We start from the raw sequence: 25,193 nt of genomic DNA on the forward strand, positions 1-25,193 counted from the left end.
AGTCTGGTTCGTCCTCCTCGAAGGGGCCGATGACCGGCCCGCATACCACGTTTCAAGCAACCAACATCATGTTACTCGCGGGTAACTTTCAGTGGATCGCACTAGCACCATAGCTGGTCGAAGTTTGTGTTCTAGCAGCACGTAGGCGGTGAACAGTTCGCCAGTGAGCTGTTTCACGTTAGCCTGCCTTCCAATGAGCGCATTCGTGACTGATGGTCCGGACCTGCCCCTGACCGGGGAACGCACGGTTCCGGGACTCGCGGAGGAGAACTACTGGTTCCGCCGCCATGAGGTCGTCTATGAACGGCTGGCCGATCTGTGCGCCGACCGCGACGTGCTCGAAGCGGGCTGCGGCGAGGGTTATGGCGCGAATCTGATCGCCGACGTCGCGAACAGCGTCGTCGGACTGGACTACGACGACTCCGCGGTCGCCCACGTCCGCGCCCGCTACCCCCGGGTCGACATGCGTCAGGGCAACCTGGCCGAGCTGCCTCTCGCCGACGGCACCGTCGATGTCGTGGTGAACTTCCAGGTGATCGAACATCTCTGGGATCAAGGCCAATTCGTTGCCGAATGCCTGCGGGTGTTACGGCCGGGCGGCCTGCTGTTGATGTCGACTCCGAACCGGATCACCTTCTCCCCAGGCCGGGACACCCCGATCAACCCGTTCCACACACGGGAATTGAATGCCGCCGAACTGTCGGAATTGCTTACCGGCGAGGGCTTTTCGGTGGAATCGATGCTGGGCGTCTTCCACGGTCGACGGCTGGTCGAACTCGACCACCGCCACGGTGGATCGATCATCGACGCCCAGATCGCACGCGCGTTGGCCGACGCGCCCTGGCCCGCCGATTTGCTCGATGACGTCGCGTCGGTGACGACGGATGATTTCGATCTCGTTGACGCGGAGGACGGGCATATCGACGACAGTCTCGACCTCGTCGCAATCGCGGTGCGCCCGTGAGCAGCTCAAAACCCGTAGGGCAGTCCGATGTCACCGGCCCTCCGGCTCCGGGGATGTTCACCCTCGTCCTGCACACACATCTGCCGTGGCTGGCCCATCACGGACGCTGGCCGGTCGGCGAAGAGTGGCTCTACCAGTCGTGGTCGGCGGCCTATGTACCGCTCATGCGTGTCCTCCGGAAACTGTCCGCCGAGAACCGCAGCCACCTCTTGACGCTGGGCATGACACCCGTGGTCACCGCACAACTCGACGACCCGTACTGCCTGACGGGAATGCACCACTGGCTGGCCAATTGGGGCCTGCGTGCCATGGAGGCGACCACGCTGGGTGGCCCGTTGCGAGAGTTCGGCGTTCGCGAGCATGCGGAGGCCGAGCACGCACTCGAGGACTTCGCGACGTTATGGGCGCACGGCGGCAGCCCGTTGCTGCGTGAACTGATCGACGCCGAGACCATCGAACTGCTCGGCGGCCCGTTGTCGCATCCGTTTCAGCCGCTGCTGAATCCGCGACTGCGCGAGTTCGCGCTGTGCGAGGGACTGGCCGACGCCCAGCAGCGGTTCGCCCACACTCCCGCCGGGATCTGGGCACCGGAATGTGCCTACGCGCCGGGCATGGAAACCGATTACGCCGCAGCGGGTGTCGGCCACTTCATGGTTGACGGGCCCTCACTGCACGGTGACACCGCGCTCGGCCGCCCGGTCGGCTCATCTGATGTCGTCGCGTTCGGCCGCGACCTGCAGGTCAGCTATCGGGTGTGGTCACCGAAATCCGGTTACCCGGGGCATGCCGCATACCGCGACTTTCACACATACGACCACACAACGGGCCTCAAACCGGCACGGGTCACGGGTCGCAACGTCGGTTCTGACGCCAAGGCGCCCTACGATCCGGAACGCGCCGAAGCCGCGGTCGACGGCCATGTCGCCGATTTCGTTGCGCACGTGCGCCAGCGCCTCATCGACGAGAGCGAGCGAATTGGCAGGCCGGCGCATGTGATCGCGGCGTTCGACACCGAACTCTTCGGCCATTGGTGGTACGAAGGCCCGGTATGGCTGGAGCGGGTGTTGCGCGCGCTGCCCGAGGCCGGCGTGCGAGTCGGCACGCTGTCGGACGCGATCGCCGACGGATTCGTCGGCGCACCCGTCGAATTGCCGCCCAGCTCTTGGGGTTCCGGCAAGGACTGGCAGGTGTGGTCGGGGGAACAAGTCGCCGACCTGGTTCAGCTGAACAGCGAAGTCGTCGACACCGCACTTACGACGGTTGACAAGACACTCGGCGAGACGGATGCGCCGCCGGCGCGCAACTTCGTCGCCGACCAGATTCTGCGCGAAACCCTGCTGACGGTATCCAGCGACTGGCCGTTCATGGTCAGCAAGGATTCGGCCGCCGACTACGCGCGCTATCGCGCACATCTGCACGCCCACGCCACCCGCGAGATCGCCGGCGCGATGGCATCGGGCCGCCCCGACCACGCACAGCGGCTCGCCGACGGCTGGAACCGTGCCGACGGCCTGTTCGGCGCGCTCGACGCGCGAAGGCTTCCACGACCGTGAGAGTCCTGATGGTGTCGTGGGAGTACCCGCCGGTGGTGATCGGCGGACTGGGACGCCACGTACATCATCTCGCGACGGCGCTGGCCGAGGCCGGCCACGACGTGGTGGTCCTCAGCCGCCGCCCCTCCGGCACCGACCCCAGCACTCATCCGTCGACCGACGAGATCGCCGAGGGAGTTCGCGTCGTCGCCGCCGCGCAGGACCCACACGAGTTCGACTTCGGCACCGACATGATGGCCTGGACACTGGCGATGGGCCATTCGATGGTGCGCGCCGGACTGGCGATCACCGACCGCCGCAACAAACGGTGGCGGCCCGACGTGGTGCACGCCCACGACTGGCTGGTGGCTCACCCGGCGATCGCGCTCGCCGAATACTTCGACGTGCCACTGGTTTCCACCATCCATGCGACCGAGGCCGGGCGTCACTCAGGATGGGTCTCGGGCCGCATCAGTCGACAGGTGCATGCCGCGGAATCCTGGCTCGTGCACGAATCCGATTCGCTCATCACGTGTTCGGCGTCAATGAGCGATGAGATCGTTGAGCTTTTCGGACCCGGCCTGGCCGAGACCCGAGTGATTCGCAACGGAATCGAAACGGCGCGTTGGCCGTTCGCGAAACGTCGCGCACGGCAGGGCCCCGCGCAGCTGATGTACCTGGGCAGGCTGGAGTTCGAGAAGGGTGTCCACGATCTCATTGCCGCACTCCCCCGGATCCGTCGCACGCATCCGGGCACCACGCTGACCATTGCCGGAACCGGAACTCAGCAGCAGTGGCTCGTCGAACAGGCCCGAAAGCACAAGGTACTCAAGGCCGTCACGTTCGCGGGCCATCTGCACCATGACGAACTGGTAGACATGCTGCACACCGCGGATCTGGCCGTGCTGCCCAGCCACTACGAGCCGTTCGGCATCGTCGCACTCGAGGCCGCGGCGACCGGAATCCCGCTGGCCACGTCGAATGTCGGCGGTCTCGGTGAGGCGGTGATCGACGGGCGCACCGGTGTTTCTTTCGCGCCGCGTGACGTCGCCGGACTCGCCACCGCCGTGCGCACCGTTCTCGACGACCCGGACGCGGCGCAACGCCGAGCGATCGCCGCTCGCGAGCGGCTGAACTCCGATTTCGAATGGCACACCATCGCGGGTGAAACCGCACAGGTCTATATGGCCGCCAAACGCGGTGAGCGCGAGCCGCATCGGCGCCGTGTCATCGTCGAGCACGCCCTTCCCGACCGCTGACAGTTCGACCGGTGTCGAACCATTCTGCGCCTAGCGTGCGGGTATGGACAGGAAAGGGTCGGCCTCGACACCGCGTTGACCCTGATCGCTGCCTACCTCGGGCTTTTCGTCGGGCTCATCGACGCCAACGCCATGAACCTCGCCTTGCCCGCGATCCGCGACGATCTCGGCGGTGGCATCTCAGGGGCGCACTGGACCGAGCATCGGCACCACCTGTCCGGTGCGCTTGGACGCGCGCTGTTCGATCGGTTCCTGTCGGCCGGGTGGATAAAGCGGATGCCACGCGGTCGCGCACTGGCGGTCACCGACGACGGGCGTACCGCGCTGGCCGACGCGTTCGCCATCGACTGGAGCGCCGTGGAATCCGGTGTCAACGGCCGGCGTTGAGCCGTAGCTTCTCGGCGCCCAGAGCGTCGAAACCGTCGTACGCGAAGTGACTCCACAACCGGCGCATCTGGAGCGCGAGTCGGTGATCAACCGGATCGGTATGTGGGCCCAGCATCGGTGCGCTCGACCACGCGCCGGGCGTGCCGAGCAGCAACGGCAGATCCATGCAGTGACAGGCGCCCAACGGGGCGTCCGGAGGAGACCAGTCGAGCCGATACAGCGAGGCGCGGCCCCCGTTGGCGCGCCACCTGCGGGCGAGCTGTTCTGCAGGCCCGCTGAACACTCGGCGGGTCATCGCCGCCCATGCGGCGCGCGCCCCGACCCTCTTCAGCGGACCCAGAAGTGCCAGTCGGGCCGCTCTCGGATTCATCTCGACGAACGGCGCGGCGTCGACTTTCGTGCAGCCGACAAGCAGGTCGACCGTGCGCGCCACATGCGCGATCCGGGCGCTCACCCGATCGGGAACCGGAAGGGGATCGACGCCCAGGATCGGCGCGTACGCCAGCCCGCTGATGAGGCCGAACCGTTGTGCCGCAAGCTGGGACGCGACCTGGGCGCGATGCAGTTCCTCGACGCTCGCTGCGAAAGGGTCGACACCGCCGAGGGATTCCGCCGCGCCGGCCCGCATCGCCGCCCTCATGTCATCGCGGCCGTCACGCATACCCAGTGGCGAACTCTGGATGATCGCGCGCGAGTACAGACCGTCGGCGGTCTCCGACAACAGCAGCGAGTACACCGAGTCGCCGCCCGCGGACTGACCGAACAACGTGACGCGCTGCGGGTCGCCACCGAATGCGGCGATGTTGTCGTGGACCCATCGCAAAGCCAGTAGCTGATCGCGAAGGCCGAGATTGTCTTCATCCACGCCGAGCGGAGTGCAGTAGCCGAAGATGCCGAGTCGGTAGCTGACGGTGACCACCACGACCCGGCCCTCGGCGACTAGGGCGTCGGGATCATACTTCGGAGACTCACCGCTGCCGGAGACATATGCGCCGCCGTGGAACCAGACCATCACCGGCAGCCCGTCGGCATCGCTGGGCGCGGTGACACTGAGAACCTGGCAGTCCTCGCTGCGCTGCAGACCGTCGGTGACCGGACCCGTCACGAACGCCAGCCGCGACGGCAGTTGAGGACACACGGGCCCACGCTCGGTCAGCGCACGGGGTTCGGCCCACGGCGTGGGTGGTGTCGCCGAGCCGAACCTGCCTGCGCTGCCGTAGGGCACGCCGCGCGCTCGCACGAGCGCCCCGTCGTCCTCGATGAGGGCGGGCCCTGTCGACAGTTCCACGCGCCGCATCGCACCGTCCGGCGTCGTTAGCGCGCGGCTTTCTTGCGTTCGATGTCGGCAAGCGCGGCGGCGAGTTCGGCGCGCTGGGCCGCCGACGTCTCCCACGACAGCTTGCGATTCTTGACGATCTTCGCCGGTGCGCCGACCGCGATCGAGAAGTCCGGGATCTCCCCCTTGACGACCGCGTGCGAACCCAGCACACATCCGCGCCCGATCGTCGTGTTGCGCAGGATCGTCACCTTGGTCGCGATCCACGTGTCGGGCCCGATCCGCACCGGCCCCTTGATGATGCCCTGATCCTTGATGGGCAGCTCGATGCTGTCCATCCGGTGGTCGAAGTCGCACACGTACACCCAGTCCGCCATCAGAACGGAGTCGCCCAGTTCAATGTCGAGGTACGTGTTGATGACGTTGTCCCTACCGAGGACGACCTTGTCGCCGAAGCGCAGAGAGCCTTCGTGGCAGCGGATCGTGTTCTTGTCGCCGATGTGCACCCAGCGACCGATCTCCATCGTGGACAGTTCCGGGGTTGCCTGGATCTCCACGCCCTTGCCGAGGAAAACCATGCCGCGGGTGATGACGTGCGGGTTGGTGAGCTTGAACTTCAGCAGCCGCCAATAACGCACGAGGTACCACGGGGTGTAGGCCCGGTTGGCGACAACCCACCTCAGCGAGGCCATGGTGAGGAACTTGGCTTGGCGCGGGTCGCGTAGCCGCGAACCCCGCCACCGCTTGTGCAACGGCGCGCCCCACATCGTCGTCATGGCCGGAAAGCCTACGCGAGCCATCCGGAGCACATCCCGGGTCGCTGCGCTCTCCCCTGCCCTCCGGGCGTGGGCCCAGCCCCCGGTGCAGAACGGTTACCCTCACGTGGGCTCGAACAACGACAACGAAAGGGCGCAGTGTTCCGGCGATCGATCGTGCTGGCGTCAACGGCGCTGATCACGGCCTTCTTGGCCGGTTGCGGGGGCACCGACAGCTGGGTCGACGCGCACGCGTCGTCGGGCTGGTCTGCGCAGTACGGCGACGCCCACAACAGCAGCTACCAGCCGAACCCGGGCGCCGACGCGCTGCGCCTGGAATGGACTCGCTCGGTCAAGGGCGATCTCGCCGCCGCGGTCGCCCTGGGCTCCGGCAGCTACCTGGCGGTCAACGCGCAAACCGCCGCCGGCTGCTCACTGATGGTGTGGGAGACCGACAACCGCGCCCGGCAACGGTGGTGCACCCGCCTGGCGCAGGGTGGCGACACGTCAAGTCCTCTTTTCGATGGTTTCGACAACCTCTACGTCGGCCAGCCCGGGGCCATGATTTCGTTCCCGCCCACGCAATGGATCCGGTGGCGCCAGCCGGTCATCGGGATGCCGACCACACCGCGGATCCTGACGCCGGGCCATCTCCTGGTGGTCACGCACCTGGGCCAGGTGCTGGTGTTCGACGCGCACAAGGGCGTCGTCGACGGATCGCCCCTCGACCTGATCGAAGGCGTCGATCCCAAGGACTCCGAGCGCGGCCTCGCCGACTGCAAGCCTGCGCGGGCACGTTGTCCGGTGGCGGCGGCGCCTGCGTTCGCGGAACAGACCGGGATCGTGGTACTCGGATTGTGGGAGCAGGACGCCGAATCGCCGGTCCTCGTCGGACTGCGCTACCGCCCGGGCCAGACCCCCGAGATGACCCGCGAGTGGACCAGCGATGCCGTCGGCGGCGGACCGCTCGCCAGCCCCGTGCTGTCCGCGGACGGGTCCACCGCGTACGTCAACGGGCGCGACGAACATCTGTGGGCGATCAAGACCGCCGACGGAAAGCCGAAATGGTCGGTCCCCCTGGACTATTTGGCGCAGACACCACCATCGGTGTCACCCGATGGGCTGATCGTGGCCGGCGGCGGTCCCGGGGCCAAGCTGGTCGGCATCAAGGACTCAGGAGACCGAGGCGAGGTGGCGTGGACGCGTGACGATGTCGAACCGTTGACCACCTCGAGTCAATCCGGCCCACACGTCGCGTACGCCGTGGCGCGCGACGGAGAGAACGGTCAGGCGATGCTCGTGTTCGACACCGCAGACGGGCGCACGCTGAACAGCTATCCACTGCCCAATGCGGGCGGCTTCCCCGTCGGCGTGTCCATCGGCCATGACCGCCGCGTCGTCACAGCCACCAGCGAGGGGCGCGTGTACGGGTTCGCGCCTGCCTAGAGCGCCAGCATCGGCGCAACGGCCACGCGCGGCACCGAAACCTGCACCGGTCCCGCCGACTCGGCGAACATCTCACCCTGGCTGAAGAAGAAGATCAGCGAGTCATCGGTCAGCGCGAAGTTCTGGTAGTTGGATGGATCCTGCCCCTCGGACTGCGCGATCGGGTCAACCAGTCCTTGCTCCGCTCCAAGCACGCGATTGGCTTCGGGGTAGATCACGTCGAGCGGTTTGGTGCCCGGTTTGAACAGTGTTTCGAACGTGATCGGTGCGTTCGTCGCGAGGTTCCAGTTGAACGCCTGGTAGTACGTCTGCGGATGTCCGCCACCGACATTCTGATACGTCGTGAAGACCACGCTGCGGGTGCCACTGCCCGGCAGAAGCGAACCAGATCGGTAACCGGTCCCGTCGGCATCGAGCTCGTACGGCAGGTTGTAGGCGTCGGGGTCCTGGGCGACGTTGACGAATCCGTCCCGCGACTGGGTCAGATATTTCACCAGCGCCTGCTGGTCGGGATAGTCGTTGGGGAAGTTCATGTCGATGGTGTACGACGCGTTCTGCACGTGAACCCGGCACATCTGATCGGCGCCGACGACACCGCGCAGATCGGCGCAGCCGGACTGCGCCAACGCCATTGGACTGCCGATCGTGCCGGCCACCGCACAGGCCCCCAGCAAGGCGGCCGCGAACCTGAGAATGCGCATCGTGGACGTCCTCGCAGCCGGCACCGGCTCCGCCGCCGACGCATCACTGCCAAGGGTACGTGGCGTTTCGGCCGGACCGCGAAAGATCAACGTGACGGGCGGCAGATGAATGCCGTTGCCCGGCTTGCAGCCCCGGCACCGAGGCGGGTGATGACCACCGAGACCGCCTGCGTTCCTCGCAACCGCAGCCGGCGCCGAAGCGTGTCGGGATCGACGTCCACACCGCGCACCAGGATCTCGACCGCGCCGGTGTCCCGGCCCGAAAGCACCTGGCGCAGTCGGCGTTCGCTGTATGCGAGCTCCTCGAGCACCTCGAAACCACGCACCCCGGGCGGCAGCCGATCGCCGGACAGATAGGCGATGTCAGGGTCGAGTTGCCACAGCCCGTGACGCGCCGCATAGTGCCGTACCAGCCCGGCGCGAACAACGGCGCCGTCGGGGTCGACGATCCACCGGCCGGCGGGTGCCGCGGGGCAGTCGTCGGGTTCGGCGTCGGTGATCTGCTCCCCTGCCTCGAGCATGCTGGCCCGCCGTGTCACGCCAGGGCCGGCCAGCCCCGCCGACCACAGGCACGCTTCGCGCACACCGCCCGCTACCGAGGTCACTTCGACCTCACCGGTGAAACCCAGTCGCCCGAGAGCATCGAAATCGATTCCCGGCGCGCACTTTACGACGATATCCCTATCCCGATACACGTCGAGGACAGCGTCGAGACCCGGGGTGTAGTCCCGCGGGTCGAATCGGCGCCGCCCACCGCTGCGGCGTGCGGGGTCGAGCAGGACGACGGCGGTGCCGGTGATCGGTCGCAGCGCGTCGGCGCGGCACAAGTCCACATCGCCGACGTTGTGGCGTGCCATCGCCAACCGGACGGGATCCACGTCGCTGCCGACGAGGGCGGCCGCCGAGTGTCGAAGCGCGGCAAGCTCCGTGCCGATCGAGCATGTTGCGTCATGCACGACCGCACCCGAAAGCCGCCGGGCTCGGTGAACGGCGACCGGCTGGGCCGTGGCCTGCTGAAGAGCCTCGTCGGTGAACAGCCAGTCCGCGGGATCGTCGAACTTCGCCGCGGCCTTGCGGCGCAAGACGGTCGTCTCCACCAGCACGGCCGACCGGTCGCCGAAACGTTCACGCGCCGAAGCGATGTCGGCAACCAGGGTGGCCGCCTCCAAGCGCAGGCCGGCAACGTCGCCCAATGCCTGCCTGCCGACCTCGCTGCGCAGATAAGCGACGTCGTCGGGTCGGAAATCTATGACGGCTTAACCCCGGTGACCATCACGTTGTAGAACCAGCCTTTCGGTACCACGCGGCGCCACAGGTTGTTGTCGACCCAGCTCAGCGTGATCCAGCTGTTGAAGGCGAACTTCGCATAGCCCCAACCCAACCGGCCGGGCGGCACCGCTGCCTCTAGAGTGCGCAGTGGCCAGCCGAGCATCGCGGCGGTGAACTCGGTTGTGCTGGTGGAGATGTCGACGGCGCCGGCGCTGCGCGCCATGCCCTCCAAATCGCCTGGAGAGAAAGTGTGCAAATCGACGATCGCTTCCAGCGCCGCCGCCCGCGACGACTCGTCGAGTTCTTCCTGCGGGCGTCGCCAGCCCGACAGCCCGGGCAGCTTCGTCACGTTCGTCACCGCCCGCCACGTCAGGGTCGACAACGGCCGCGCGTAGTTCTCCCCCGCGTTGCTCGGCTCGCCCGCGAAGATGAATCGGCCGCCGGGCTTGAGCACCCGCACGACCTCTCGCAGCGACAGCTCGACGTCGGGGATGTGATGCAACACGGCGTGGCCGACGACGAGGTCGAAGGTGTCGTCGTCGTACGGAATTCCTTCGGCGTCGGCAACCCGCCCGTCGATTTCGAGACCAAGGTTCTCGCCGTTGCGGGTGGCCACCCTGACCATCCCCGGCGACAGGTCGGTCACCGAGCCGCGGCGGGCCACCCCAGCCTGGATCAGGTTGAGGAGAAAGAATCCGCTACCGCAGCCCAGCTCGAGCGCACGGTCGTAGGGCAGGTTGCGCAACTCCTCCTGTGGCACCGTCGCGTCGAACAGATCGCGGGCGTAGTCGATGCAGCGCTTGTCGTAGGAGATCGACCATTTGTCGTCGTAGGACTCGGCCTCCCAGTCGTGATACAGCACCTGGGCGAGCTTGGAGTCGTGGCGGGCCGCCTCCACCTGCTCCGCGGTCGCATGCGGATTGGGGACCGGAGCCGCCTCGGCGGCGACATCGGTGGAAGTATCTGATTCCTCAAAGCTCATAACAGGGGAGCCTAATTGTCGAAGGTCGCCTTGGCGGCAGCCAGTACCTGGGCAGGATGTTCCGCGAGCCGCTTTGCCCAGGTCAGCGCCGCGTCGAAGACGCCGTCGGGGGCGACCATCTCATCGATCAGGCCCACTGCCAGGGCCTCTTTGGCGTCTATGAACCTCCCGCTGAACACCATGTCCTTGGCCTTGGACAGGCCGACGGCGCGGGCCAGCCGCGACGTGCCACCCGCGGGCACCAGTCCGGCCAGGATCTCCGTCACCCCGAACCTGACGTTGTCGCCGGAGATGCGCCAGTCGGCGGCCAGGGACAGGTTCAGCCCGCCGCCCAGCGCGTAACCCGTGATCGCGGCCACGGTGGGCCGGGGAATCGCGGCGAGCGCATCGACCGCGCGCCTGCAGACCTCGGCCGCCGTTGCCGCTTCTGCGCTGTCGAGCAACGACAGCTCCGGCACGTCGTCGCCTGCGGAGAAGATCTCGTGACCGCCGAAGAGGATGACCGCGCGGACGTCGTCGCGACCACCGACGTCGGCCGCTGCGCTCTCGAGCTCTCGGTACACCTGACGTGTGAGCGCGTTGGTGGGCGGGCGCGACAGCAGCATCGTCGCGATGCCCGGGTGCTCGTCGCTGGTGTGGACCGATACGAACTCGTTCATGCCAGCGGTGTGTCCCGGCTGTAGCCGTCGGGTGCGCGACGGTTGCGTGCGGCGTTGTACCGGTCGCTGTTGAAGAATTCGATCTCCCAGTTGCCGGTGTCCGTGTCAGCGGCCAGGTGCGGTTCGACCGCGACGATCTTGCGCTCGACGGCAAGCACTTCGTCGACCGTGCGCCCGTTGAGCGAGTCCAATTGGGTCCACGTGGGAGGCAGCAGGAAGCTGCGGCCCTCGGCGAACTCGTCGAGGCCCGCTTGCGGTGTGCTCCAGAACGCCTGATCGGCTTCGGTGTTGTCACCGTCGGCACGCTGACCGTCGGGCAGCGCCCCCACGAAGAAGAACGTGTCGTAGCGACGGGTGCGCTCCTCCTTCGGCGTCACCCAGTTCGCCCACGGCCGAAGCAGATCCGCGCGCAGCACCAGGCTCTCCCGCCGCAGAAACTCCGCGAATGACAAGGAATTGTTGGCCAGCGCCGCCCGCGCGTCGCCGTAGACCGACGCGTCGCTGACGATGCCGTCGGGGTCATCGGCGGGTCCGGCGAACAACACGCCGGACTCTTCGAAAGTCTCACGCGCCGCGGCGCACACCAGGGCCCTGGCAAGGTCGGGTTCGACGCCGAATCGTTCTGCCCACCAAGCGGGTTCGGGCCCGAACCAGGCGATGTCGGCGTTGCGATCGCGGTCGTCGACGCCACCGCCGGGGAACACCATCACCCCCGCGACGAACTCCATCGCCGAGTGGCGCCGCATCAGGAACACCTTGATGCCGGCCGCGGTATCCCGGATCAGCATCACCGTCGCCGCCGGTCTCGGAACCAGTGGGTCTTGGATCTGATCCCCAGTCACTGCGTTCTCCCCTGCCCTGCGGGCGTGGGCCCAACCCTCCGAAAAGTCATGCTCGCCTCCTGTGAGCCGCCCGGGTCCTGGCCCGCCGCGCGAAATACCGGCCCTCGGAACGCTCGAGGACGATCGACTGCCCGAACGCCTTCGACAGATTCTCCGCGGTCAGCACGTCGGGAAGCAGACCGGAGTCGACGACCTTGCCCTCGGACAGGATCAGGCCGTGGGAGAAACCGCGTGGGATCTCCTCGACGTGGTGGGTGACCAACACCAGCGCGGGAGAATCCGGGTCCATCGCGAGATCCTCCAGCCGCGCGAGCAGGTCCTCGCGGCCGCCGAGATCCAGACCCGCCGCGGGCTCGTCGAGCAACAGCAGCTCGGGGTCGGTCATCATCGACCGCGCAATCAGCACGCGTTTGCGCTCCCCCTCGGACAGAGTGCCGTAGGTGCGCTCGGCCAGATGCTCGGCACCGATGCTCTCGAGCATGTCGACGGCCTGCTCGTAGTCGACGTCTTCGTACTGTTCCCGCCAGCGGCCCAGCACCGAATATCCGGCCGACACGACCAGGTCGCGCACCACCTCATCGTCGGGCACGCGTTGAGAAAGCGCCGAACTACTCAAACCGACGCGGGCGCGCAGTTCTGCCATGTCGACCCTGCCCAGTCGCTCACCCAGGACGAACGCCGTGCCCGACGACGGATACTCCATCGCGGCGGCGATGCGAAGCAACGATGTCTTGCCTGCGCCGTTGGGCCCGATGACCACCCAACGTTCGTCGAGTTCGACGGACCACGTGATGGGCCCGACGAGAACCTGGCCGCCACGGCGCAAAGACACCTTGGCGAAGTCGATCAGCAGGTCGGGGTCGGCTGTATCTCCTTCGGCGACTGGCACCCGCTTAGCTTAGTGAAGCGATTTCGGCGTGTTCGGTCGCGCTCAGCATGACTGCGCACGCCCAAATCGCTCGCCTGCGCGACGGAAGCCCAACCACTGAGCGCGAGGACACGCTTTGGCGTGATGCGCACGAACAACTGGACCAGCGGGCCGATGCCCAGGGCGTAGAGCACGGTGCCGACGCCGACGGTGCCGCCGAGCAGCCACCCTGCGGCCAGCACCGTCGCCTCGATCGACGTGCGGACCAGTCGCACCGACAGCCCGGTTCGCACCACCAGCCCGGTCATCAATCCGTCGCGGGGTCCCGGACCGAGTCCGGCCCCCACGTAGAGCACCGTGCTGAACGCGTTGAGCACCACCGCGCCGACCATCATCGCGATGCGGACCGGCGTCGACGTCGGTTGCACCATCAGCAGCAGACCGGCATCGACGGTGACCGCGATGACGATGACGTTGGCGATCGTGCCGATCCCGGGGCGGTTGCGCAGCGGAATCCACGCCAGCAGCACCGCAATCCCGACCACCGCGGACGCCATGCCGATCGTCATCCCCGTGTGCCGGGCCAGGCCCTGGTGGAACACGTCCCACGGGTCCAGACCCAGACCGGCGCGCACCATCATCGCCATGGAGAAGCCGTATCCGGCCAACCCGACCAGCAGCGCCGTCCCGCGCAGCAGGGCCGTCACGAGTGGTGCGGGAAGCGCATCCGGATGAGGTCCACTTCGCGGGCCATCCGCTCGGCGTCGCGGTCGAAGTAGTCGACGCACCCTGCCGGCGCCTCCCAACTGAACGTCCTCGCCAATCTGCGGCTCACTTTTGATATCCAACTCGTACTCATGCCTAAATATTCGGGCGCAACTGGCTTGCTCTTCAATAGCCAGTTGGCGCATACTGGCTTGCAAATGACCGTAGAAACGCCAGCCAGAGCGCTTGATGTGGACCTATTGGCCCGCGAATTGGGCAACTGGCGCACATCCAGTCACAGTGGACCTGCCTATCAAGGGCTGGCGGATGCGATCCGACTGCTGATCGTCGACGGACGCGTCCCCGTCGGCGCACGGCTGCCCAGCGAGCGCACGCTCGCCGACACGCTTCGGGTATCGCGCACGACGGTCACCGCCGCCTTCACCCAACTGCGCGAGGACGGCTACCTCAATGCCCGCCGCGGGGCGCGCAGCACCACGGCACTACCGGTGGCGCCAGCTGTCCGCACTGACGCGATGCCACCGACCATGAGCCTGGCGGCCGCCGCATTGTCCGCTCCGGCCGCCGCAGTGATGGAGGCATTCGTCGAAGCCACCCACGACGTCACGCCTTATCTCCATGAGCCGGGCCATGAACTCGTCGGGGTGAGCGCGCTTCGCGAGGCGATCGCGCAACGATATTGCGAGCGTGGGCTTCCCACCGATGCCGATCAGATCTTGGTGACCACCGGTGCGCTACACGCGATCTCGTTGATCCTGACGACGTATGTGCAGCCGGGCGACCGGGTGCTGGTCGAGCAGCCCACCTATCACGGCGCGTTGTCGGCCATCACCACTGCCGGGGCGCGGCCGGTTCCGGTGGCGATGACCGAGACCGGCTGGGAACTCGACGCCGTGCAGGCCGCGGTCAATCAGCTTGCCCCCAACCTCGCGTACTTCATCCCCGACAACCAGAACCCCACGGGGCTGACGATGCCCCCGGACGACCGGAAACGCCTGGCGCGCATCATTGCCGAGACGCGCACCCGCACGATCATCGACGAGACGATCCTGGACATGTGGCTGGACGGGCCGATGCCCACTCCCCTGGCGGCCGAGATGACGACGCGACGCGACCTTGTGCTCACCATCGGCTCGATGTCGAAGTCGTTCTGGGGCGGCCTGCGCGTCGGCTGGATCCGCGCCGAGCGCGCCACCATCGCGACGATCGCCGCGCTGCGGCCGTCGATTGACATGGGTACCCCGGTACTCGAACAGTTCGCCGCTGCAAGACTTCTCGGCCGTCGCGACGAGATACTGCCCGAGCGCCGGGAGATCCTGCGGACCCGCCGCGCGCTCCTACAGTCGCTGTTGGATCGCCGCCTGCCCGATTGGGAGCCCGGCCCTGGCGTCGGCGGTATGTCGCTATGGGTGCGCCTGCCCGCACCGATGAGCACCGCATTGTCCGCGGCCGCCTCGCGCCTGGGCCTCGACCTGCCTGCCGGACCGCGATTCGGTGTCGACGGAACGCTGGAACGGTTTGTACGCATCCCCTATGCGCTGCCGGAAGACCAGCTCACCGAGGCCATCGAACTGCTCGCCCGCGCCTGGCACAGCATCACGGGATCCGCGGCACCGGAGCCGACGACGGTTGTCGTCTAACGCTTAGTCGTCGGGGATGTCGACGCGGCGCACCACACCGTCGCGCTTGTCGGCGGCCTCGATCTCTCCGCGCGTGATGCCCAGGATGAACAAGACGGTGTCCAGATACGGGTAGCTGATCGATGCGTCGGCGACCTCCCGCAACGCCGGCTTGGCGTTGAATGCCACGCCCAGGCCCGCGGCGGTGAGCATGTCGATGTCGTTGGCGCCGTCGCCCACGGCCACCGTCTGTTCCATCGGCACACCGGCCTGCTGCGCAAAGTCGCGCAGCGCCTTGGCTTTTCCGGGCCGGTCGATGATCTGCCCCACCACGCGGCCGGTCAGCTTCCCGTCGACGATCTCGAGTTCGTTGGCCGCGACGAAATCCATCTCGAGCTCATGCGCCAAAGGCTCGATGACCTGTCGGAAACCGCCGGACACAATGCCGCAGTAAAAACCCAAGCGCCGCAACGTCCGCAGCGTCGTTCGCGCACCGGGGGTCAGCTCGATCTGCTCGCCGACCTCCTCGAGCACGTTGGCGGGTAGCCCGGCCAACGTCGCGACCCGACGATTCAACGACTCCGCGAAGTCAAGCTCACCCCGCATCGCCGCCTCGGTGATTTCGGCGACCGCCGCATGCGCTCCGACCCGATCGGCGAGCATCTCGATGACCTCACCCTGGATCAGGGTCGAGTCGACGTCAAAGACGATGAGCCGCTTGGCCCGTCGCGAGAGGCTGTAATCCTCGAGCGCGATGTCGACACCCTCGGCGACCGCGACGCGCGCCATCGCAGCCTGCAGCTGTTCGTAGGTGCCGCCCAGTGGCACCGAGACCCGCAGTTCGAGGCCGGTCACCGGGTAGTCGGAGACGCCGCGGATGAAATCGATGTTGACGCCCAGCGCCGCGACTTCGCGGGCCACCACACCGAAGGCCTCAGCACTGATCGGACGACCCAGCACGACGATGGTGTGGGTGGACGGTTCCCGCAGAACCGGCGAATCGTCGCTGCGTTCGATCGTGACATCCAGGCCGAAACCTTCGATGGCGGAGCGCACCTCGTCGCGCAGTTCGGCCCCGCCTGCGACCTCGTCAGAACCCACGACCAGCACGCCGAGGGTCAGCCGGCTACGAATGACCACCTGTTCGACGTTGAGGAGCTCGACCTTGTGCCGTGACAGGACCTCGAATAGCGCCGACGTCACGCCCGGTTGATCAGGACCGGTGACGGTGATCAACACCGATGAGCGGTCGCGCGAAGTGGGGGTACCACCCGCCCGAAGGGCAGGGGGACCGACTGGTGAATCCACCTCTCGACCATTCACCCCCGGTAGTCCTGCGGTCCCGTCAGGTGCGGACGTTCTCGCCGTCGAGCCGCGTCACGTCCCCGTCGCCCGGGCCATGCGCGCGGCCCACGTGGGCCTCGGCGCGCATCCGATCCACCATGTGCGGATAGTGCAGCTCGAACGCGGGCCGCTCCGAACGGATTCGGGGCAGCTCGGTGAAGTTGTGCCGCGGTGGCGGGCAACTGGTCGCCCATTCCAGCGAGTTGCCGTAGCCCCACGGATCGTCGACCGTGACCGGCTCGCCGTATCGCCAGCTCTTGAACACGTTCCACACGAACGGAATCGTCGAGATACCGAGGATGAACGCGCCGATGGTCGAGATGACGTTCAGCGTGGTGAAGCCGTCGGACGGCAGGTAATCCGCGTAGCGGCGTGGCATGCCCTCGTCACCGACCCAGTGCTGAACCAGGAAGGTGGTGTGGAAACCGATGAAGGTCAGCCAGAAGTGCAGCTTGCCCAGGCGCTCGTCGAGCAGGCGGCCCGTCATCTTCGGGAACCAGAAGTAGATGCCCGCATAGGTCGCGAACACGATCGTGCCGAAGAGCACGTAGTGGAAGTGCGCGACGACGAAATAGGAGTCCGTGACGTGGAAGTCGATCGGCGGGCTGGCCAGCAGAACACCTGACAGGCCGCCGAGCAGGAAGGTGACGAGGAAGCCCACCGAGAAGAGCATCGGTGTTTCGAACGTCAATTGGCCCTTCCACATCGTGCCTATCCAGTTGAAGAACTTGATACCGGTGGGCACCGCGATCAGGAACGTCATGAAGCTGAAGAACGGCAGCAGGACGGCGCCCGTCGCGTACATGTGGTGCGCCCACACCGCCACCGACAGCGCGGCGATCGACAGGGTCGCGTAGATCAGCGTGGTGTAACCGAAGATCGGCTTCCGGCTGAAGACAGGGAAAATCTCCGTGACGATGCCGAAGAACGGCAGCGCGATGATGTACACCTCTGGGTGTCCGAAGAACCAGAACAGGTGCTGCCACAACAACACTCCGCCGTTGGCCGGGTCGTAGACGTGCGCACCGAGGTGGCGGTCGGCCGCCAGGCCGAACAGCGCCGCGGTCAGCAGCGGGAAGGCCAGCAGCACCAGGATCGATGTCACCAGGATGTTCCAGGTGAAGATCGGCATGCGGAACATGGTCATACCCGGTGCGCGCATGCAGACCACCGTGGTGATCATGTTGACACCACCGAGGATGGTGCCGAGACCGCCGACGGCCAGTCCCATGATCCACAGGTCACCGCCCGCGCCGGGTGAGTGAATGGCGTCGGTCAGCGGCGAGTACGCGGTCCAGCCGAAGTCGGCGGCGCCGCCGGGGGTGATGAAGCCGGCGATCGCGATCATCGCGCCGAACAGGAACAGCCAGAACGAGAACGCGTTCAGACGCGGGAACGCCACGTCGGGCGCACCGATCTGCAGCGGAAGCACCAGGTTGGCGAAACCGAACACGATCGGGGTCGCGTAGAACAGCAGCATCACGGTGCCGTGCATCGTGAACAACTGGTTGAACTGCTCGTTGGACAGGAATTGCAGTCCTGGCATCGCCAATTCGGTGCGCATGAACAGCGCCATCAGCCCACCGATGAAGAAGAAGATGAAGCAGGCGACGCAGTACATGATGCCGATCATCTTGTGATCGGTCGTCGTGATCAGCTTGTAGACCAGGTTGCCCTTGGGGCCGAGACGGGCCGGGAACGGACGGCGAGCCTCGAGTTCTCCGATTGGGGGCGCTTCGGCTACCAACAGGTCCTCCAAACATCCTCATCGGCCGGGCGGCCATCTTGATGAATCCTAACTCCCGGTGCGCCCGGAAGTCGTAGTGGTCCTACAAACTGTCGTAAATGGTTCGCGATGTGGCCTGACCTGCCGCAAGAAGGCCAGATGTTACCGTCGGCGACGTGCTGATCAGCGGGCGGAAGCTGAATGTCGCCAGCCCTCCGGCTCGGCGCGCCGGCCTGCTTGCCTCGTCGACGGCGATCGCGGCCGCGCTGGCCATCACCGTCGTCAGCGGGTGCGGATCGCTTGGCGGAGAAACGTCGCCACCAGAAGGTCAGAAAGCGCCCGTCACCAGCACCACGAAGATCGCCAACGCCGGCGTACTCGGCAATCAGCGCAGGCCAGACGAATCCTGCGCGCCCGAACCCGCCCCCGTCGACCCCGGCCAGCCCGACCGTCCGGTCACCCATGCCGCAGGCGAAACCGTGGTGCGCGCGGATCCGCAGCGCATCGTGGTGCTCTCCGGCGACCAGCTCGACACGCTGTGCGCACTCGGCCTTCAGTCACGTGTGGTGGCCGCCGCGGTGCCCGACGGTTCTGACAGCCAACCGTCCTACCTCGGCACGGTCATCCACGATGTGCCGAGCGCGGGGAGCCGCAGCGCACCCGACATCGATGCGATCAAGGCCGCGACCCCGGACTTGATCCTCGGATCCCAAGCGCTGACACCCGACGATTTCGGTGAGCTCTCGGCGATCGCGCCGACGGTGTTCACCGGCCCGCCGGGCGCCAGGTGGCAGGACAACACGCGCACGGTCGGGGCGGCGACCGGTCGACTTGACGCGGCGAACGAAATGATCGACGGCTTCGAGCGGGCCGCCGACAAAACCGGCGCCGAGAATGACGCCACGCATTTTCAGGCGTCGGTCGTGCAGTTCACCGAGACCGCGATGCGGGTGTACGGCCCCGACAACTTCCCCGGCAGCGTGCTGGCTGCAGTCGGCGTCGATCGTCCTGCGTCACAACGGTTTACCGACAAGCCGTACATCGAGATCGGCATCACCGACACCGACTTGGACAACTCGCCCGACTTCTCCGCCGCCGACGGCGACATCATCTACATCTCGTTCGACTCCCCCGCGGCCAAAGACCGTGCACCGCGCATTCTGGAGAGCGACGCGTGGAAGAAGCTGTCCGCCAACCGCGACAACCGGATCTTCGCGGTCAACAACGAGGTGTGGCAGACCGGCGAGGGCATCGTCGCCGCCCGCGGAATACTCGCGGACCTACCGTGGATCAACGCCCCGATCAATTAGCGTGGCGCAGATGTTCCATATCTTGAAATCCACCTATCTGCAATCGCCTGATGTCGTCAACGAGACCCGGCCCGCGCACTTGGAGTGGCTCAAAGGCGAGGTTGCCGCCGGTCGAATTGTGCTCGCGGGACGCCTGGAGGACGAGTCGGGAGCGATCCTCATCACCGGCGACGTCAGCGCGGACGAGGCGCAAGCCATCGTCGACGACGACCCCTACACGGCGGCCGGGGCCGCGAGCTATGAGCGCCTGTCGTTCAATGGCGCGTTCCGCGCGCCGGGACTTTAGGAAATAACTCACAGTTCCACGGGGAAGAACGGGGTTCGTTCGGCCGTTCCTTTGAGTAGACCGCATTGTCGCGGCGAATTTCCTTTGTGATTACCCGAGGTAGAAGGCTGTTTCGATGACAACTGTTTCCGCTTACGCCGCCCCGTCGGCGACTGCGCCGCTGGCCAAGACCACGATCACCCGCCGCGACGTCGGGCCGCATGACGTGGCATTCGACATCCATTTCGCAGGCATCTGTCACTCCGATATCCACACCGTCAAGGGTGAGTGGGGTGACGTCAGCTATCCGATGGTGCCGGGGCACGAGATCGCGGGCATCGTCACCGAGGTCGGATCCGAGGTCACCAAGTTCACGGTGGGCGATCGGGTTGGCGTCGGTTGCTTCGTGGACAGTTGCCGTGAGTGCACGCAGTGCCGGGCCGGTGAGGAGCAGTACTGCACCAACCCCGGAATGGTCGGCACGTACAACGGCGTGGGCAGCGACGGCGAGCCGACCCAGGGCGGCTATAGCGGCGCGATCGTTGTGGACGAGAACTACGCCCTGCACATTCCCGAGAACCTTCCGCTGGATGCCGCCGCGCCGCTGCTGTGCGCAGGCATTACGCTGTATTCGCCTCTGCGCCACTGGAATGCGGGTCCCGGCACAAGTGTCGCGGTGATCGGTCTTGGCGGATTGGGGCACATGGGGGTCAAGCTTGCCCACGCGATGGGCGCGAAGGTAACCGTGCTGAGCCAGTCTTTGAAGAAGATGGAGGACGGCCTGCGACTGGGCGCCGACGAGTACTACGCGACCTCCGATCCGTCGACGTTCGAAACGCTCGCCGGTTCATTCGACCTCATCTTGAACACCGTGTCGGCCAACCTCGATCTCGATGCTTATCTCAGACTGTTGAAGCTCGACGGCACCCTGGTCGAACTCGGGATGCCCGAGCGTCCCATGAGCGTCACGGCTCCGTCTCTGGTTATGGGGCGACGCCGCTTGGCAGGCTCGTTGATCGGCGGCATCGCCGAAACGCAGGAGATGCTCGACTTCTGCGCCGAGCATGACGTTCGACCCGAAATCGAGGTCATCACACCGGATTACATCAACGAGGCCTATCAGCGAGTGATCGCAAGCGACGTGCGCTACCGGTTCGTGATCGACACGGCAACGCTGCGGTAGTCGCCCCGCTACCCGCCAACGCGCGCTGTCTCGAGATCATCGCGCGGCAGCTGGACGCCCGGGACCTGACGGACTTCGGTTGAAGCGCTGTTGTACGCGCCCCCGTGCGCGCTAGCGTGACAGCGATGACGTCGACGTTGCCGGGGTTCGACGAGTGAATCTGGACGTGCCCGGTCCCGTCATAAGCATCACGGGCAGCACCGTCATCTCCGATCCGGACCGGCTTCGCGCGCTACGACAGCGCCTCGACGGGTCGCTCGGCCGCGAAATCGTCGCTTCCGGCAAACCCCTCCTCATCGAGGATGCCCGTCGAGAGCCGCTGTTGATCGATCATCTCGCGGTGCGGGAAGGTTACGTCGTGGCTTATGCGGGTTTCCCGCTGACAGACCAACACGGACACACCATCGGCACGCTGGCCACCTGGGACACCCGGCCGCGACGGTGGACGTCAGGACACACCCAAGTGATGCGTGACTTCGTCATGATGATCCGCGCGCGTATATTCGGCATCGCGCCAGCCTGATAGGAATTCGGACAGCAAACTGGTGGGACCCGCGGCAACGTCCTCAAAGGACGACGACGATCGGAACCGGGCGAGAACCGGTTCGTACCGTGATGGACCTGCTTGGAAGACGATCTGCATCCATGACAGTTCACGCTGACCCGCACAGCGGCACGGGCACACCGACGCCGCGGCGCCTTACTTTGCTCGACCACGCTCGCAGCAGAACCGGGAGTGTCGCGCTCACAATCACGCTCGACATCGTGGCGCTGACCATCGCGGTGGCCGCGTCCGATTTCTGGGAGGGAAGTCACACGCCAGGACCGGCCGACCGGGTTACCTGGCTGTTCGTTCCGCTCACCCTCGCGCTGTTTGCCCGCGAGCGGTTGTACCAGCGCAACCTGACCCGCAACTTCCTTGACGAGGGATACCCGATCGTGAGTTCCATCGCGATCGCGTCCTTCACCATGCTGGGCATACTTCTGTTGGCCGGACACAAGCACCCGGGTTACCACGTGGTCTGGATCGGGTTGTACGCCGCAATTCTGATTCAGCTCGTCCGCCTGGCCCGCAATTTCCTTCAGCGCCACCTTCGCCGATCGCTCAGATCGGCCTCGGCCACACTGCTCGTCGGCGACACCGAGATGGTTGACCACCTGATCTCGCACATGTACTCCCTGCCCGAATACGGGCTACGCCCTGTCGGGATCCTGGCATCCGAGGCGCCGCGACCGTCCGAGGCGTCGACCAGTCACCCGTCGGTGCCCTACCTCGGCCCCCCTGCGCTGTTTGGCCGGATCACGAAGTCCATGGGCGTCGAAGAGGTCGTCATCTCCAAGAGCGATACCACAGACGACGAACTGGTCGAGCTGATCAGCAAGGCCCACCGACACAACGTCCGGGTATGGGTGGTCCCTCCGATACATGACGCGGTCGGCAAGAAGGCCCGGATCGATCATCTCGGCGGCGTACCCCTATTGGTGCTTCCCCCGGTCAACCCCGGAGGATGGCAGTTCGCGATGAAGTACGCGATGGACCGTGGAGGCGCCGCCGCGTTACTCCTCCTCATGTCGCCGCTGTTCCTGACATTGGCACTCCTGGTGCGGCTGAGCTCGCCCGGTCCGATCTTCTTCCGCCAGAAGCGCATCGGGCGCGACGGCAAACCGTTCGACTGCCTGAAGTTCCGGTCGATGCGCCCGGCCAGCGATGCCGATGTCGCCTTCGAGCTGAAGGCGGACACAGCGCCGGGCGGGGTGGAGGGCGTCGACCGGCGCACCCGAGTCGGAAAAGTCATGCGCGCGTCGTCGCTGGACGAACTGCCACAGCTCATCAACGTTCTGCGCGGCGACATGAGCCTCGTGGGCCCGCGGCCCGAAAGGCCGGAGTTTGTCGAGTTCTTCGCAATCCAGATCCACCGCTACGGCCACCGGCATCGGGTCAAGGCGGGCCTGACCGGCTGGGCTCAAGTGCACGGCCTACGCGGGCAGACCTCAATCGCCGACCGGGCGGAATGGGACAATTACTACATCGAGAACTGGTCGTTCTGGCTGGACATAAAGATCCTCCTGCTCACGGCCATTGCGGTGCTGAAGCGCGCAGAGTGACTCGCCGCGAGTCGGGATGTGGTGGCCGCGTCGGGCGACGGTGTGGAGTTTCGAACAAGACGTAACGTACGCCGCCCGCCACGCGAAAATCATTTATGAGTCCCAGGCCTATATTTTTGCGTGTCCTCAATCTGGCGGCCTCCGCCGCGCTCGCCGCGATATTGCTCCTCGCTCCGACAGCAATGCCCTTTCAGACAACGCCGCTGATCCCGGTGGCATCGGCAGCATGCCCCGACGCCGAAGTGGTCTTCGCCCGCGGCCGGCAGGAACCACCCGGCGTCGGCGCCGTCGGCGATGTGTTGGTCAATGCGCTGCGCTCCAAGACGCCGATGTCGATCGGGGTGTACGGAGTCAACTACGTCGCCGACACAGACGCCGCGGCCGGCGCCACCGATATGCGCGTCCACGTTCAATCCATGGCGAAAAGCTGTCCGAACACACGCATGGTGCTCGGCGGCTACTCCCTGGGTGCCACCGCGGCTGATCTCATGACCAGGGCGAACAGACTGTCGCCGAGTGAGAGGCAGCACGTTGCAGCGGTTGTGTTATTCGGCAACGGCGCCAGGCTGCTCGGTCCCGCGCCGGCCTACGCCGATCGGACGATCGACCAGTGTGCGGACGGCGACCCCATCTGTGGGAACGGCTTCAATTGGGACTCGCATCTGCAGCCCTCATACATCGGCTCCGGGCTGGTAGACCAGGCCGCCGGCTACATCGCCGGCAAGCTATAGCCGGACAGCGACCAGCAGACCTAGAGGGTAGATGCCACAAGGGTGGTCAGGTCGGCGAGGCGGTGGGAGTAACCCCACTCGTTGTCGTACCAGCCGACGATCTTCACAAGCTCACCAGTCACCTTGGTGAGTCCAGCGTCAAAGATGCACGACGATGGGTCGGTCACAATGTCCGAGGAGACGATCGGATCTTCGGTATAGGTGAGGAACCCGTTGAGCTCACCGTCGGCGGCGGCGGAGAACGCGGCGTTAACCGCCTCGGCTGTCGCCGGCTCGCGGACGATCACGGTGAGATCGGTTGCTGAACCGGTGGGGACCGGCACTCTCAGCGCGTAGCCGTCGAGCCGGCCCTCGAGTCGTGGAAGCACCAAGCTAATCGCGCGGGCGGCCCCAGTAGATGTTGGCACCACGTTGATCGCGGCGGCGCGCGCTCGCCGAAGGTCCCTATGAGGACCGTCCTGCAAGTTCTGGTCGGGTGTGTATGCATGAATCGTCGTCATCAGACCGCGCTCGATGCCGAACACCTCGTCCAGTACCTTCGCCATCGGCGCAAGGCAATTCGTCGTACACGAGGCGTTCGAGACGACCGTCTGTGTGCCGTCGTAGTCGCGGTGATTTACTCCCATGACGACGGTGAGGTCCGCACCCTTCGACGTCGCGGACACCACCACCTTCTTCGCTCCTCCGTGTAGGTGGCCCCTGGCATGCTCTGCGGCGGTGTATCGGCCGGTGGACTCGATCACGACGTCTACGCCGAGATCTCCCCACGGCAATGCGGTCGGCCCGTCAGCGATGGACCACGCCTTTATCCGCCGTTCTCCGATCACGAGGTCGTCGCCGTCGACCGACACGTCGTGCGGTAAGCGTCCGAGGACGGAATCGTATTTGAGCAAGTGCGCCAGCGTCTTGTTGTCGGTGAGGTCGTTGACCGCCACGATCTCGATGTCGGTGGTGCCTGCTGCATGTTGCGCATCTACCGCGCGGAAGAAGTTTCGGCCGACACGGCCGAAACCGTTCACACCCACCCGGATCGCCATGATGTCTCCTCAAGATTGTGGTTTAGGTGCCGCGTGCCTGCACACCACCGCGAGTCTGACGACACCTCGCGACCGAGCAGCAGAGGCTAAGGTCCTCGCCCTCGTTCCAACAGGCCTCGCAGAAGACACGATTCGCTCGAGCGAGTCCTGGCGGTCGTCGGCACTGGAACCGCTCGGCAGCGCGGCAAAGCCGCCAATAGTCCCCT

At 66.1% G+C, this 25,193-nt stretch carries 25 protein-coding genes; 12 read left to right on the forward strand and 13 right to left on the reverse strand.

Features of this window, described 5'->3' with window-relative positions; genetic code table 11:
* Nucleotides 1-193: 193 nt before the first annotated feature.
* The 4 genes from AB4Z42_RS06700 (at nt 194) to AB4Z42_RS06715 (ending at nt 4,142) form a co-directional block, all read left to right on the forward strand.
* Nucleotides 194-964, forward strand: a complete 771-nt coding sequence (locus tag AB4Z42_RS06700; RefSeq protein ID WP_442008354.1) for a class I SAM-dependent methyltransferase — start codon at nt 194-196, stop codon at nt 962-964.
* Between the two features lie 53 nt (nt 965-1,017).
* Nucleotides 1,018-2,517 (forward strand): 1,4-alpha-glucan branching protein domain-containing protein, encoded by a 1,500-nt coding sequence (locus tag AB4Z42_RS06705; RefSeq protein ID WP_442008858.1) that lies wholly within the window; start codon nt 1,018-1,020, stop codon nt 2,515-2,517.
* Nucleotides 2,514-3,755, forward strand: coding sequence for a glycosyltransferase family 4 protein (locus tag AB4Z42_RS06710; RefSeq protein ID WP_442008355.1), 1,242 nt, complete (start codon nt 2,514-2,516; stop codon nt 3,753-3,755). The genes AB4Z42_RS06705 and AB4Z42_RS06710 overlap by 4 nt, the downstream gene beginning before the upstream one ends.
* A 75-nt stretch (nt 3,756-3,830) precedes the next feature.
* A complete protein-coding gene (locus AB4Z42_RS06715; RefSeq protein ID WP_442008356.1) occupies nt 3,831-4,142 on the forward strand; it encodes a hypothetical protein in 312 nt (103 codons plus the stop codon).
* Here the strand turns inward: AB4Z42_RS06715 and AB4Z42_RS06720 are convergent.
* Together AB4Z42_RS06720 and AB4Z42_RS06725 are read right to left on the reverse strand one after the other, a co-directional pair.
* Nucleotides 4,126-5,439, reverse strand: a complete 1,314-nt coding sequence (locus tag AB4Z42_RS06720) for a carboxylesterase family protein (protein WP_442008357.1) — start codon at nt 5,437-5,439, stop codon at nt 4,126-4,128. The genes AB4Z42_RS06715 and AB4Z42_RS06720 overlap by 17 nt on opposite strands.
* A gap of 17 nt (nt 5,440-5,456) precedes the next feature.
* Nucleotides 5,457-6,194, reverse strand: a complete 738-nt coding sequence (locus tag AB4Z42_RS06725; protein WP_442008358.1) for an acyltransferase — start codon at nt 6,192-6,194, stop codon at nt 5,457-5,459.
* 138 nt (nt 6,195-6,332) lie between these two features.
* Here AB4Z42_RS06725 and AB4Z42_RS06730 point away from each other — a divergent pair, with 138 nt between their 5' ends.
* Entirely contained in the window at nt 6,333-7,619 is a 1,287-nt protein-coding gene (locus tag AB4Z42_RS06730) for an outer membrane protein assembly factor BamB family protein (protein ID WP_442008359.1), read from the forward strand.
* Here AB4Z42_RS06730 and AB4Z42_RS06735 read toward each other — a convergent pair.
* The 8 genes from AB4Z42_RS06735 to AB4Z42_RS06770 form a co-directional block, all read right to left on the reverse strand.
* Complete coding sequence (locus tag AB4Z42_RS06735) at nt 7,616-8,320, reverse strand: esterase (RefSeq protein ID WP_442008360.1); 705 nt, start codon at nt 8,318-8,320, stop codon at nt 7,616-7,618. The two genes, AB4Z42_RS06730 and AB4Z42_RS06735, sit on opposite strands and share 4 nt — an antisense overlap.
* Nucleotides 8,321-8,406: 86 nt before the next feature.
* Nucleotides 8,407-9,570 (reverse strand): THUMP-like domain-containing protein, encoded by a 1,164-nt coding sequence (locus AB4Z42_RS06740; protein WP_442008859.1) that lies wholly within the window; start codon nt 9,568-9,570, stop codon nt 8,407-8,409.
* Complete coding sequence (locus tag AB4Z42_RS06745) at nt 9,567-10,571, reverse strand: class I SAM-dependent methyltransferase (protein WP_442008361.1); 1,005 nt, start codon at nt 10,569-10,571, stop codon at nt 9,567-9,569. Before AB4Z42_RS06745 ends, AB4Z42_RS06740 begins: the two co-directional genes overlap by 4 nt.
* A gap of 11 nt (nt 10,572-10,582) precedes the next feature.
* Entirely contained in the window at nt 10,583-11,230 is a 648-nt protein-coding gene (locus AB4Z42_RS06750) for an enoyl-CoA hydratase (protein WP_442008362.1), read from the reverse strand.
* Nucleotides 11,227-12,018 (reverse strand): NUDIX hydrolase, encoded by a 792-nt coding sequence (locus AB4Z42_RS06755; protein WP_442008860.1) that lies wholly within the window; start codon nt 12,016-12,018, stop codon nt 11,227-11,229. Before AB4Z42_RS06755 ends, AB4Z42_RS06750 begins: the two co-directional genes overlap by 4 nt.
* Nucleotides 12,019-12,118: 100 nt before the next feature.
* Nucleotides 12,119-12,961, reverse strand: a complete 843-nt coding sequence (locus AB4Z42_RS06760) for an ABC transporter ATP-binding protein (RefSeq protein WP_442008363.1) — start codon at nt 12,959-12,961, stop codon at nt 12,119-12,121.
* The gene (yczE, locus tag AB4Z42_RS06765) at nt 12,919-13,587 is read right to left on the reverse strand and encodes a membrane protein YczE (RefSeq protein ID WP_442008861.1); all 669 of its coding nucleotides are present in this window, start codon (nt 13,585-13,587) and stop codon (nt 12,919-12,921) included. Before yczE ends, AB4Z42_RS06760 begins: the two co-directional genes overlap by 43 nt.
* Before the next feature lie 56 nt (nt 13,588-13,643).
* A complete protein-coding gene (locus tag AB4Z42_RS06770) occupies nt 13,644-13,775 on the reverse strand; it encodes a hypothetical protein (protein ID WP_442008364.1) in 132 nt (43 codons plus the stop codon).
* 88 nt (nt 13,776-13,863) lie between these two features.
* Between AB4Z42_RS06770 and yczR the strand changes: the two genes are divergently transcribed.
* A complete protein-coding gene (yczR, locus tag AB4Z42_RS06775; RefSeq protein ID WP_442008365.1) occupies nt 13,864-15,306 on the forward strand; it encodes a MocR-like transcription factor YczR in 1,443 nt (480 codons plus the stop codon).
* A gap of 3 nt (nt 15,307-15,309) precedes the next feature.
* Here the strand turns inward: yczR and serB are convergent, their stop codons facing one another.
* Nucleotides 15,310-16,524 carry a phosphoserine phosphatase SerB gene (gene serB, locus AB4Z42_RS06780; RefSeq protein WP_442008862.1) on the reverse strand — a complete coding sequence of 405 codons (1,215 nt, stop codon included), beginning with the start codon at nt 16,522-16,524 and terminating at the stop codon, nt 15,310-15,312.
* 106 nt (nt 16,525-16,630) lie between these two features.
* Entirely contained in the window at nt 16,631-18,376 is a 1,746-nt protein-coding gene (ctaD, locus tag AB4Z42_RS06785) for an aa3-type cytochrome oxidase subunit I (RefSeq protein WP_442008863.1), read from the reverse strand.
* A 161-nt stretch (nt 18,377-18,537) separates the two neighbouring features.
* Between ctaD and AB4Z42_RS06790 the strand changes: the two genes are divergently transcribed.
* The 6 genes from AB4Z42_RS06790 to AB4Z42_RS06815 all read left to right on the forward strand — a co-directional run bounded on the left by AB4Z42_RS06790 (nt 18,538) and on the right by AB4Z42_RS06815 (nt 23,950).
* Complete coding sequence (locus tag AB4Z42_RS06790) at nt 18,538-19,665, forward strand: iron-siderophore ABC transporter substrate-binding protein (protein ID WP_442008864.1); 1,128 nt, start codon at nt 18,538-18,540, stop codon at nt 19,663-19,665.
* A 10-nt stretch (nt 19,666-19,675) separates the two neighbouring features.
* On the forward strand, nt 19,676-19,951 hold the full coding sequence (locus AB4Z42_RS06795; protein WP_442008366.1) for a YciI family protein: 276 nt from the start codon (nt 19,676-19,678) through the stop codon (nt 19,949-19,951).
* A 115-nt stretch (nt 19,952-20,066) separates the two neighbouring features.
* Entirely contained in the window at nt 20,067-21,113 is a 1,047-nt protein-coding gene (locus tag AB4Z42_RS06800; protein ID WP_442008367.1) for an NAD(P)-dependent alcohol dehydrogenase, read from the forward strand.
* 154 nt (nt 21,114-21,267) lie between these two features.
* Nucleotides 21,268-21,636: a GAF domain-containing protein gene (locus AB4Z42_RS06805; protein WP_442008368.1), complete on the forward strand. Its 369-nt coding sequence runs from the start codon at nt 21,268-21,270 to the stop codon at nt 21,634-21,636.
* A 122-nt stretch (nt 21,637-21,758) separates the two neighbouring features.
* The gene (locus tag AB4Z42_RS06810) at nt 21,759-23,219 is read left to right on the forward strand and encodes a sugar transferase (RefSeq protein ID WP_442008369.1); all 1,461 of its coding nucleotides are present in this window, start codon (nt 21,759-21,761) and stop codon (nt 23,217-23,219) included.
* Between the two features lie 95 nt (nt 23,220-23,314).
* Complete coding sequence (locus AB4Z42_RS06815) at nt 23,315-23,950, forward strand: cutinase family protein (protein ID WP_442008370.1); 636 nt, start codon at nt 23,315-23,317, stop codon at nt 23,948-23,950.
* Between the two features lie 20 nt (nt 23,951-23,970).
* Here the strand turns inward: AB4Z42_RS06815 and gap are convergent, their stop codons facing one another.
* Nucleotides 23,971-24,987, reverse strand: coding sequence for a type I glyceraldehyde-3-phosphate dehydrogenase (gene gap / locus AB4Z42_RS06820; RefSeq protein WP_442008371.1), 1,017 nt, complete (start codon nt 24,985-24,987; stop codon nt 23,971-23,973).
* Nucleotides 24,988-25,193 lie beyond the last annotated feature (206 nt).

Origin of the sequence: Mycobacterium sp. 2YAF39 (genome assembly GCF_052114565.1) — a bacterium.
GTDB lineage: Bacteria > Actinomycetota > Actinomycetes > Mycobacteriales > Mycobacteriaceae > Mycobacterium.

Bases quoted from the DNA above. Each gene is read 5' to 3' on its own strand.
- AB4Z42_RS06700 (WP_442008354.1), top strand. From the start codon at position 194: ATGAGCGCATTCGTGACTGATGGTCCGGACCTGCCCCTGACCGGGGAA.
- AB4Z42_RS06705 (WP_442008858.1), top strand. From the start codon at position 1,018: ATGTTCACCCTCGTCCTGCACACACATCTGCCGTGGCTGGCCCATCAC.
- AB4Z42_RS06720 (WP_442008357.1), bottom strand. From the start codon at position 5,439: ATGCGGCGCGTGGAACTGTCGACAGGGCCCGCCCTCATCGAGGACGAC.
- AB4Z42_RS06725 (WP_442008358.1), bottom strand. From the start codon at position 6,194: ATGACGACGATGTGGGGCGCGCCGTTGCACAAGCGGTGGCGGGGTTCG.
- AB4Z42_RS06735 (WP_442008360.1), bottom strand. From the start codon at position 8,320: ATGCGCATTCTCAGGTTCGCGGCCGCCTTGCTGGGGGCCTGTGCGGTG.
- AB4Z42_RS06745 (WP_442008361.1), bottom strand. From the start codon at position 10,571: ATGAGCTTTGAGGAATCAGATACTTCCACCGATGTCGCCGCCGAGGCG.
- AB4Z42_RS06750 (WP_442008362.1), bottom strand. From the start codon at position 11,230: ATGAACGAGTTCGTATCGGTCCACACCAGCGACGAGCACCCGGGCATC.
- AB4Z42_RS06755 (WP_442008860.1), bottom strand. From the start codon at position 12,018: ATGCTGATCCGGGATACCGCGGCCGGCATCAAGGTGTTCCTGATGCGG.
- yczE (WP_442008861.1), bottom strand. From the start codon at position 13,587: ATGGCGATGATGGTGCGCGCCGGTCTGGGTCTGGACCCGTGGGACGTG.
- yczR (WP_442008365.1), top strand. From the start codon at position 13,864: ATGACCGTAGAAACGCCAGCCAGAGCGCTTGATGTGGACCTATTGGCC.
- AB4Z42_RS06795 (WP_442008366.1), top strand. From the start codon at position 19,676: ATGTTCCATATCTTGAAATCCACCTATCTGCAATCGCCTGATGTCGTC.
- AB4Z42_RS06800 (WP_442008367.1), top strand. From the start codon at position 20,067: ATGACAACTGTTTCCGCTTACGCCGCCCCGTCGGCGACTGCGCCGCTG.
- AB4Z42_RS06810 (WP_442008369.1), top strand. From the start codon at position 21,759: ATGACAGTTCACGCTGACCCGCACAGCGGCACGGGCACACCGACGCCG.
- AB4Z42_RS06815 (WP_442008370.1), top strand. From the start codon at position 23,315: ATGAGTCCCAGGCCTATATTTTTGCGTGTCCTCAATCTGGCGGCCTCC.
- gap (WP_442008371.1), bottom strand. From the start codon at position 24,987: ATGGCGATCCGGGTGGGTGTGAACGGTTTCGGCCGTGTCGGCCGAAAC.